Below are 9,257 nucleotides of genomic sequence, written 5' to 3'. Positions count from 1 at the left end.
AATAGACCCCGGCGACCCGGGGCACTACATGGCGGTGGTGAACTTTTTGCTGCCCAACCCGGCGCTCTCCGGAATGGACAGCTCCCATTACGATTTCAACGCGGGTTTCGGCCAGCAACTGTGGGGGCTGGTGGCGGCCGAACTCCCGGTCAGCGCCGAGTGCGCGGCGCTTTCCTGCACGCCCATGGTGCCGACCAGCCCGATCACCGGCATGACGGGGATCGACCAGGAGATCTGGTCGGTGTTGATCTGGACCGGCCAGGAACACCTCCCGATCCTCGCCAGCTGGTTCAAGGTGCCGTTCTCCGACATCACCGGAGGTAACGGCTACACGTTCGGGCCCGACTACCCGGGCTACGCCGATCCCAGCGGCCCCGCCTTCAGCATGTACGGCGACGCCTTCGAGGGCACACACGAGGTCGACGGCCAGAACCTCATGCCGTTTGCCGGCCTCACCTACCAACTCGACCCACTTGCGCCCCTGGACAATTTCTGGAACCAGCTGATAGCTCCGCCCTCCAACGACGGCGTCCTGGGCACCGGCGTCCTGCTGCCCAGCCTCACCGATCTGGGCAGGAATCTCCAAGCTCTCGCCGCGGCGACGGTCATGGCTTTTGATCCCGTCACTCCCGGAAGCCCGTTCTGCCCGCTCGACTGCAGTTATCTGCCGGCATCGCTGAACTACCCGGCGCTCGTCAAGGACATCGGCGCCCTCTGGCCGAACAATCCCATCATCGACACATGGCTGACCCATCTGCAGGACGGCACGGCCAACGTGCCGACCGAGCAGGAGATCGAGACCTCCATCCGGATCCTGCAACAAGGGCCCTGGGACTTCGGCAACCCGAGCCCACCCAACGCCTGGAGTCCGTCCTGGTGGCCCGAGATCAACGACCTGTCGCCGGCGTTCCACCAATTCTGGACGGACTACGGCGCCCTCGTCGACATTCCCAACGTCCCCTACCACGGAACCGGCGATTTCGGTTTGGCAGAGTTCCTGCCGGCGCTGCACCAGGTCGAATCATGGTTCGACCTCGGGCCGCTGGCATCCTCGGCAGCGGCCGAGGCTGTCGATCCGGCGTGGCTGGCGGGCTTTTAACCGCGCAGGCCCCTGGTCAGCAGCCGCTCCCACATCCGGTCGGTCAGCAGTGTGCGGGCCAGCACCGTGGCCTTGCCGGACACCCCGACGATGTAGCGGGGCTTGGGGTTTTTGGCCCGCATCACCCGGACGACCGTACGGGCCACCGTGTCGGCGTCGACCATCATGGCCGGCATCGTGGTCAGCCCGCGGGTGGTTTCGGCGTAGCGGCGCTTGAACCGGCGGTACGGGTCGTCGGCGGGGTAGTCGTGCACCGTGTCGAATTGGGAGGTGACGAACTTGGTGCGTACCCCGGTAGGGTCGACCAGCACGACGCGGACGCCGAATTGCGCCACTTCGGCCCGCAGGGCCAACGAAAGCGCCTCGACGCCATACTTGACGATGTGGTAGGCCCCAGCACCCGGACTGGTGAACCGTCCCCCGGTGCTGCCGATCGTGACGATCGTGCCCGCCCGGCGAGCCCGCATGCCGGGCAGCACCAGTTGCGACAAATGCAGCGTGGCAACAACATTCGTCTCGAACAGCTTGCGCAGATCGCTCAGCGTCACCTGCTCGAGTGGGCGGGGCATCGGGTAGCCGGCACTGTTGACCAGCACGTCCACCCCGCCGTGCTTGGTGTGGATCTCCTCGACGAGCCGGGCCGTCGCCGTCTCGTCGGTGACATCCAGCACGCGCGCCTGCAGCCCCCGCGACCGCAGAGCCTGCAGTGCCTCGGGATTGCGGCCGGCCGCGAACACCAGATAGCCCCGGTCGGCCAGCCGGTGCGCGGTGGCCTCGCCGATACCGCTCGTCGCACCGGTGACCAGGGCGATCGGCTGGGTCGTCACCGAACCAGCGTAACGAGTTGTGATGCTTGAGGTGATCGACCGGGGGAGCGTCACCGCCACCCACCCGGTGCCGCTGCTGTTCGTGCACGGAGCCTGGCACGCGGCGTGGTGCTGGGACGAGCATTTCCTGTCTTTCTTCGCCGACAAGGGTTATCGCGCTCTGGCGATGAGCTTCCGCGGCCATGGCAACAGCTTGGCCGACAAGCCACTGCGGGCCTGCTCGGTTGGCGACTACATCACCGACGTGCACTCGGTCGCGGGCACGTTGCCCACGCCGCCGGTGGTCATCGGTCACTCCATGGGCGGCCTCATCGTGCAGAAGTACCTGGAGTCGCACGACGCACCCGCCGGTGTACTGCTGACGTCCATGCCGCCGCAGGGAAATCTCGGGTCCGCGGTGCGCTGGATGCGGCGGCACCCTTGGCATTTCGCCAAAATGGCGATCACCGGCAAGGCGTTGCCGTACATCGCCACGCCGCGTCTGGCCCGGGAGCGGTTCTTCTGCGCGCACACGCCGGAATCCGACGTGCTGGCCTACGCGGCACGGCTGCAGGAGGACAGTGCGCGCATCGGCATCGACTGCGCACTGCTGCGGCTGCCCAGGCCGAAGCGGGTGAGGGCGCCGCTGCTGGTGCTGGGCGCCGCCGACGACGGCGCGCACACGCGCAGGGAAGTTCTGGCGACGGCGCGCGCCTACCGCACCGAGGCGGAGTTCTTCCCCGACATGGGGCACAACATGATGCTGGAGCCGGGGTGGGCCACCGTCGCCGAACGCATCCACACCTGGCTTTGCGCCCGCGGGCTGTAGGGCGCAACCGTCAGTCGGTGAGGTTGAACTTGACCGGCAAGCGCGCCAGGCCACGCATCGTCGGGTTGGGTAAGTAGTGGTAGTCGCCGTCGAGGCGAATGGCGTCGACCCGCGGAAGTAGTCGCATTAGAACACGACCCACTTCCATGCGGCTCAGGTGCGTGCCGAGGCAGTAGTGCACGCCGCCGCCGAAGGCGACATGGTCGGAGGATTTGCGGTCCAGGTCGAACGTATCGGGGTCGGCGTAGTGGCGCGGGTCGCGGTTCGCCGCGGCGAACAGCAGCAGCACCCGCGCGCCGGCGGGGATGGTGTTGGCGCCGACGGTGTAGTCGCGACTGGCCGTTCGGTAGAAACCCTGCACGGGTGAGACCAGGCGCAGTTGCTCGTCGACCGCGGCTGGAATCAGCTCGGGGTTCTCCCGCAACCGGGCGTAGACCTCCGGTTGCTGCGCCAGCGTCAGGAACAGCCCCGACAGCAGGTTCGCCGTCGTCTCGCTGCCGGCGCCGACCAGCATCGACGCGCTCCAGAACACCTCGGCATCGGAGAGCGCGTCGTCGCCTTCCTGGCCGGCCATCATCGAGATCAGGTCGTCACCGGGTGCCCGGCGGCGCTGGGTGATCAGCGGGTCCAGGTTGCGGTGCATGGCCATGGTGGCGCGGCCCGACCGCATCGTCAGCGCCAGCCCGCGCAGGGTCAACGGCGCGAAGGCGCCCTCGACCGCCGCGTCGGACCACTCCAGGAAGCGGGCGTGGTCTGGCGCCGGTATGCCCAGCATCATCGCGATCAGCCGGTTCGGCAGCGGCTTGGCCAGGTCGGTCACCACATCGGTTCTGCCGCGCGCCAGCATGTCGTCGACGAGTTTGTCGGCGACCTCGTTGATCGCCGCCTGCCACGCTGTCATCGCCCGCGGGGTGAACGCCCGCGAGACGAACTTGCGCAGCCGGGTGTGCGCCGGCGGATCGGTGGAGTTCATCGTCGGCAGATGAACGCGGAACCGGGCCTGGCTCTGCGCCGACGACAGCGCCTCGTCGTCACGCAGCGCCTGCCAGACGTCGTCGTAGCCGGGAATGATCCAGATGCCGCGCTTGCGGTTGTACCAGACGTTCGGCCCGGTCAGCAGGGTGCGGTAGCCCGGGTAGGGGTCACGCATCGCCGCCGCCGAGAACGGGTCGAAGTCGGTGACCGGGGCGGTTTCTCGGCCGGTCAGCCGGAAAAGGTGCGCGCCAGCCCGGTCCCGGGCGACCCCGGTCAAGCCTGCTGCGCTGATCTTCAGCAGGCTGGCCCGGAACCGGAACGTGCTGGCAAGTGTCATGCGGACCAACTCCCTGGTGACAGCTGGAGCGCTTAATCCTTGGTCAGGCAGTACATCCGGTAGTCGATTTCGCCGCGCTCCAGGTCACGATAGAACCAGGAGCCGTCCACCACGGCGAACTCCCGGCCGAAGCGGCGTGCGAAGGCCGGCAAGAAGCGGTTGATCAGCTCGTTGGACCGCGGCGAGTTCTTCCGCAGCCCGCGCAGCACCTGCTCGTTGATGACCCGCTCGGCGACGATCCGCATGCCCGAGCCCGCCAGCGCCGCCTCCCAGGCGCCGAAACCGTCACGGTTGCGGAAATCGGCGTAGAGGAAGTGCCCGCCGGGCCGCAGCACCCGCGTCGCTTCGTGCAGGAATCGCTCGAAGTGAGGGTAGATGTGCGAGGCCTCGACGTTGACCACCGCGTCGAAGGACCCGTCGTCGAAGGGCAGAGCCTCGGCGTCGCCGTGTACGAAGTCCAGCCCCGGTAGCTGGTGCCGCTGTCGGCAGAATTCGATGCCGGCGGCGTTGAAGTCCAAGCCGGTGTAGCAGGCTGGCGCCAACGTGCGTACCAGATACGATGCACCGCCGCCGTGGCCGCAGCTGACCTCCAGCACCTTCTTGCCGCCCAGGTCGACCTGGCTCGCGGTCTGGTGGTAGAGCTGAACGGAGTAACGGTTCGCCTCGTCGGACTCGTCAAGCGGCAGGCCCATCGGCGGGTCTTCCTCGTAGCCCCAGTTCAGGAAGACGACGTCGGCCTTCTGCCCGAGCCGCCGGGTCATCATCGGATACCAGTGCCGGAAGATCTTCTTGTAGGTCGCGGTGGACCCGACGCGATAGACCAGGCCGACGCCGACCCTGTCGAGGGTCTCGGACTTTTTGGGGCTACGAACCACCCCGGAAGTATGGCACAGCGGCCCTGACACCCCTTGGCGGCCCTCAGCGCCCGTCAGCGCTCTAGGTCAGAGTGCCGGCGTTCTCCTTCTCGGCCGGCGCGGCTGAATCTCCGTGCGGGAGCCTGGTGTCAGGGCGGTGATCGTCGCCGAGGTGTGCGCGCTGTGGTTCGTGGCGATACCGCGACGGGTGACCGTCGATCCTGCAGATGCGCCACACCAACCGTGCCACCGGATTCATCAGTCCCACCTCGCCGCAGAGCGTCCGGATGTCGGCGAATGCGTCACGCATCGCCTGCCGCGCGTCGGGCGCACCGAAGATGCTTCTGCGCACCGAGCGCGGTATGCCGAACTCGCGGAAGAACTTGCCCGGCGGTACCACCATGGTGCGGCCCAGCACCGCCATGATGATCGGCACGAACAGCGACAGCACGAACCGGCTGGTCCACCACACCCGCGGGACACGTCTGCGCAGGATTTCGTCCCCGAACGCGATGTGGCGTGCCTCCTCGGCGACGTGGATCGCGATCACCTTCTTGACGGCCGGATGTGCAGGCGCGTCCGCGCGCAGCACCTCCGTATGCTCGTAGTCGACGGGCACCTCGACGGCCAGCGCCGCGAAGAAGAAGGCGTTCGGCACCAGGCCCGCCCACTGCGGGACCATCGGCGACAGCCAGCGCAGCCAGCGCGCCATGCCCGGCACGTCGACCCCGATCCGGTTGATCATCTCCTGGAACATCAGGGTGTGGTTGCACTCCTCGATCGACTCGTGCACGCAGTAGCGAAATTCCGGCGACCCGTTGGGTAACCAGAACGCGTAGTGCATCAGACCGCGGACCAGAATGTCCTCGAAGTGTATGGCGACCTTGGCCATGTTGGCGTGCCGCCACCTCCCCATCGCGATCTGTCTGTCCAGCGGTTGTGCCTGGTACCACGGATGACGTCCGAGCGCATCGGTTGACGGCAACACCCAGCGCGGGTCGTCCGTGGTGACCGCGAATTCGGGCGCTTCCCAGTCGACGTCAACGTAGGCATTGAAGTGGCGGCGCACGGACGCCTCGGAGAGCGTGGCAAGGTGCGCAGCGTACCGGGAGTCGTCACTGACGTTCATGCCACGCTTCCACCGCATGGCCAGCAGCATCCAGCCCAGGCCGGCCACCAGCAGCAAGGCACTCACCGCGAGGATGGTTGACATCAGAGTCCTCCCTGCTGGACTTACGTCTGCGGGCTGTGAGACACCGGCGGTAAGACACTCTACCGGCTCAGAGACGTACAATACACAGAACCGCCACAAAATCTAAACCTTTATCTTATTTTTATGGCTTCGTCGTGAGCGACCGGGGCAGGCGGCCCCGCTCTCATGCCGCAGGTCAGTGGGCAGGGTAGCGTGTGGTGGTTATGGGCGGACAGCGGTTCGACGCCGTCGTCGTGGGCGCGGGTTTCGGTGGCATGGGCACGGCGATCGCGCTCAAACGCCTGGGCTACGACAACATCGCGATCGTCGACCGCGAAGCCGACCTGGGCGGGACGTGGCATGTCAATCACTACCCGGGCCTCTCCGTCGACCAGCCGTCGCCGACGTTTTCCTACTGGTTCGAGCCGAACCCGTACTGGTCCCGGATGTACGCGCCCGGCAGTGAACTCAAGCGCTACGCCGAGCACGTCGCCGACAAGTACGACGTGCGCCGCCACATGCGGTTCAACACCTGCGTGGAAGGCGCCCGCTGGGACGACGACGCCCGAGCCTGGCAGGTGGCGCTGGCCGGTGGTGAGACGCTCCGCGCCCAGTTCCTGATCGCCGCGACCGGTTTCCTGTCCCAGCCCCGCATCCCGGACATCCCCGGTATCGACACCTTCGCCGGGCCGATGATCCACACCGCGGCCTGGGATGACGCCTACTCGCCGGCGGGGCGCCGGGTGGCGGTGATCGGCACGGGTTCCACCGGGATTCAGGTGATTCCCGAACTGGCCAACCAAGCTGCCGAGCTGACCGTCTATCAACGCACGCCGATCTGGGTGCTGCCCAAGATCGACCCGCCGTTCCCGCCCGCACTGCAACGGATCTTCGCCCGCTGGCCGCTGACCCAGCGCATGGTGCGCTGGTACACCGACGTCAGCCTGGAATTCATGATGGTCATCACGATGTGGAAGTACCGGAACTTCAGGCTGGTCAACAGCGCCACGGCGCAACTGTCGAGGATCCATCGGCTGCTGCTATTGCGCGACCGCAAGCTGTCGCGCGAGCTGGGCCCGGATTTCGACTTCGGCTGCAAGAGGCCGTCGATATCCAATACCTACTACCCGGCGTTCGCCAAACCGCATGTGCACCTGGAAACCAGCGGTATCGAGCGGATCGAGCCCGACGGCATCGTGGCGTGCGACGGCATCAAGCGGCTTGCCGACACCTTGGTGCTGGCAACAGGATTCGACGTCTGGGACGCGAACCTGCCCGCCATCGAGGTGATCGGCCGGGACGGCCGCAATCTCGGTAAGTGGTGGCGTGAGACGAGATTCCAGGCCTACCAAGGTATCTCGATGCCGCTGTTTCCCAACTTCTTGAACATGGCCAGTCCCTTCGCATGGGTGGGGCTGTCGTGGTTCAACACCGTGGAGTGCCAGATGCGCCACATCAATCGGCTCTTCGGTGAGCTGCAGCGGCGCGGTGCTCGCACCTTCGAGGTTACCGAAGACGCCAACGCGCGCTTCTTCGAGCGGATGACCAGGTTGCTCGACGATTCGGTGTTTCACCTCGGCAGCTGCGCGAACTCGAACTCGTACTGGTTCAACCAGCACACCGGGGAAGCAGTGCTGTTCCGGCCGACGTCGGTGCGCAGCGCCGTCAAAGAACAAGACCGGTTCCCGCTGAGCGACTACGCGATGGCGTGACGCCGCTCAGTGCTTTTGGAAGCAATACATCCGGTACTCGGCGGTCCCGCTGGCAAAGCCGCGGTAGAGCCCGGTTCCCGGCACACCGGCAAATCGGCGTCCCCAGGGCCGCATGAACACCGGTATCCGGTGGCCGATCAGGTCCAGAGAGCGTTGCGCGTTGCGGTCCAGTGACCGCACCACGTCCGCGTTGACGACGCGCCGCGAAAGCTGCCGCATGGGGGCGCCGCTCAGCGCCGCCTCCCAGCCCGGGAACTCGCCGCGACCACGAAAGTCGGCATAGAGGAAGTGCCCGTCCGGGCGCAGCACCCGCGCCGCCTCGGCGAGGAAACGGGAAAGTCGGGGATAGGCGTGGGAGGCTTCGACATTGATCACCACGTCGAAAGTTCCGTCGTCGAACGGCAGGTTTTCGGCATCGCCGTGCACGAAGTCCAGCCCGGGCAGGTCATGGCGCTTGCGGCAGAAGGCGATCCCGTCCGGGTTGAAGTCCAGCCCGGTGTAGGAGGCCGGGCGCAGCGTCCGGGTGAGGTACGCGGCCCCGCCCCCGTGGCCGCAACTGACCTCCAGCACCCGCTTGCCGCGCAGATCGGCCTGGGCCGCCACGGCGTGGTAGAGCTGGATGCAGTACCGGTTGGGTTCGTCGGACGCGGCCAGCGGCAGGCCCATCGGTGGATCTTCCTCGTAGCCGTAGTTGAGGAAAACGAGATCCGCTGTGTCGAGCCGGCGGGTCAGAAACGGATACCAGAAGTTGTTGGTGAAGCCCTTGAACAACCTGACGCCCATATCGTAGACGCGGTTCGTACCGGGCGCGGGCATGCCGGGAAGTATGCCAGCTACGGTCCCCGCGTTCAGCTGCGGTGGTCGGCGGCCGCGACCGAGTCACGACTGCCCGGTTCCGCGGTCGCTCGCCGGTAGACCACCGCGCGGGCGCCACGGGACGGGGTGATCGCCACACCGCGGTAGCGGCGCCGTTCCCCCGGGGCATCGGTCGGCTCGAACCGGAATTCGCGCAGCAGCATGCGCAGGACGACGTCCATCTCCATGTTCGCGAACGCCGCGCCGGGGCAGCGGTGCACACCGCCCCCGAACGGCATCCACCGGAACGGCTTCGGGCCGCTGTCGAGGAAGCGGTCCGGGTTGAACGAGTCCGCGTCCGGGAAATTCTCCTGCGACTCGTGCGCCAGCTGGAAATTAACCGTCACGTTGGTGCCGGCCGGCAGCACCCAGTCGCCCAGGCGGATTCGCTTCTTCACGCGGCGAAACGACGCCTCGATGCTGGGCCGGGTTCGCTGTGCTTCGTAGATCGTCGCCTGACGGAGATCGGACCCGCCGGCATCCACCTCGTCGGTAAGCCGTTTCAGCACCTGCGGATGCCGGCGCAGCCGTTCCACGATCCAGGCCAATTGGTTTGCGGTCGTCTCATGGCCGGCGGAGACGAAGGTCAGCAGCTCGT

General features: G+C 66.7%; 8 protein-coding genes and 1 pseudogene. 3 read left to right on the top strand and 6 right to left on the bottom strand.

Annotation, left to right across the window (positions count from 1 at the left end; translation table 11 throughout):
* Positions 1 to 1,099: pseudogene (locus AC2VON_RS22210) on the top strand (hypothetical protein); the annotation flags it as partial.
* On the opposite strand, the gene AC2VON_RS22205 reads toward AC2VON_RS22210, so the two are convergent.
* Positions 1,096 to 1,926: an SDR family NAD(P)-dependent oxidoreductase gene (locus AC2VON_RS22205; RefSeq protein ID WP_486954798.1), complete on the bottom strand. Its 831-nt coding sequence runs from the start codon at positions 1,924 to 1,926 to the stop codon at positions 1,096 to 1,098. The pseudogene AC2VON_RS22210 and the gene AC2VON_RS22205 overlap by 4 nt on opposite strands.
* Before the next feature lie 22 nt (positions 1,927 to 1,948).
* On the opposite strand from AC2VON_RS22205, the gene AC2VON_RS22200 reads away from it, so the two are divergent.
* A complete protein-coding gene (locus AC2VON_RS22200) occupies positions 1,949 to 2,734 on the top strand; it encodes an alpha/beta hydrolase (protein ID WP_486954797.1) in 786 nt (261 codons plus the stop codon).
* Between the two features lie 10 nt (positions 2,735 to 2,744).
* Here AC2VON_RS22200 and AC2VON_RS22195 read toward each other — a convergent pair whose 3' ends face one another.
* From AC2VON_RS22195 to AC2VON_RS22185, 3 genes are all read right to left on the bottom strand, one after another.
* Positions 2,745 to 4,046, bottom strand: coding sequence for a cytochrome P450 (locus tag AC2VON_RS22195; protein ID WP_486954796.1), 1,302 nt, complete (start codon positions 4,044 to 4,046; stop codon positions 2,745 to 2,747).
* A 32-nt stretch (positions 4,047 to 4,078) separates the two neighbouring features.
* Positions 4,079 to 4,870, bottom strand: a complete 792-nt coding sequence (locus AC2VON_RS22190; RefSeq protein ID WP_486954801.1) for a phthiotriol/phenolphthiotriol dimycocerosates methyltransferase — start codon at positions 4,868 to 4,870, stop codon at positions 4,079 to 4,081.
* 112 nt (positions 4,871 to 4,982) lie between these two features.
* Positions 4,983 to 6,059, bottom strand: coding sequence for an AurF N-oxygenase family protein (locus AC2VON_RS22185; RefSeq protein WP_486954800.1), 1,077 nt, complete (start codon positions 6,057 to 6,059; stop codon positions 4,983 to 4,985).
* Between the two features lie 257 nt (positions 6,060 to 6,316).
* On the opposite strand from AC2VON_RS22185, the gene AC2VON_RS22180 reads away from it, so the two are divergent.
* A complete protein-coding gene (locus tag AC2VON_RS22180) occupies positions 6,317 to 7,804 on the top strand; it encodes a flavin-containing monooxygenase (protein WP_486954795.1) in 1,488 nt (495 codons plus the stop codon).
* A gap of 6 nt (positions 7,805 to 7,810) precedes the next feature.
* On the opposite strand, the gene AC2VON_RS22175 is transcribed toward AC2VON_RS22180, so the two are convergent.
* Positions 7,811 to 8,587 (bottom strand): phthiotriol/phenolphthiotriol dimycocerosates methyltransferase, encoded by a 777-nt coding sequence (locus AC2VON_RS22175; RefSeq protein WP_486954799.1) that lies wholly within the window; start codon positions 8,585 to 8,587, stop codon positions 7,811 to 7,813.
* A 65-nt stretch (positions 8,588 to 8,652) separates the two neighbouring features.
* On the bottom strand, positions 8,653 to 9,257 hold a 605-nt coding region (locus tag AC2VON_RS22170; protein ID WP_486954794.1), incomplete at its 5' end, for a cytochrome P450.

It is taken from the genome of Mycobacterium sp. TH-M82 (genome assembly GCF_057473605.1).
Note: the sequence above shows the minus strand (reverse complement) of the source record. Positions and strands in the feature narration are given on the sequence as shown.

Coding starts and splice junctions, on each gene's coding strand:
- AC2VON_RS22175 (WP_486954799.1), bottom strand. CDS start 8,587: ATGGGCGTCAGGTTGTTCAAGGGCTTCACCAACAACTTCTGGTATCCG.
- AC2VON_RS22180 (WP_486954795.1), top strand. CDS start 6,317: ATGGGCGGACAGCGGTTCGACGCCGTCGTCGTGGGCGCGGGTTTCGGT.
- AC2VON_RS22185 (WP_486954800.1), bottom strand. CDS start 6,059: ATGCTGCTGGCCATGCGGTGGAAGCGTGGCATGAACGTCAGTGACGAC.
- AC2VON_RS22200 (WP_486954797.1), top strand. CDS start 1,949: ATGCTTGAGGTGATCGACCGGGGGAGCGTCACCGCCACCCACCCGGTG.
- AC2VON_RS22195 (WP_486954796.1), bottom strand. CDS start 4,046: ATGACACTTGCCAGCACGTTCCGGTTCCGGGCCAGCCTGCTGAAGATC.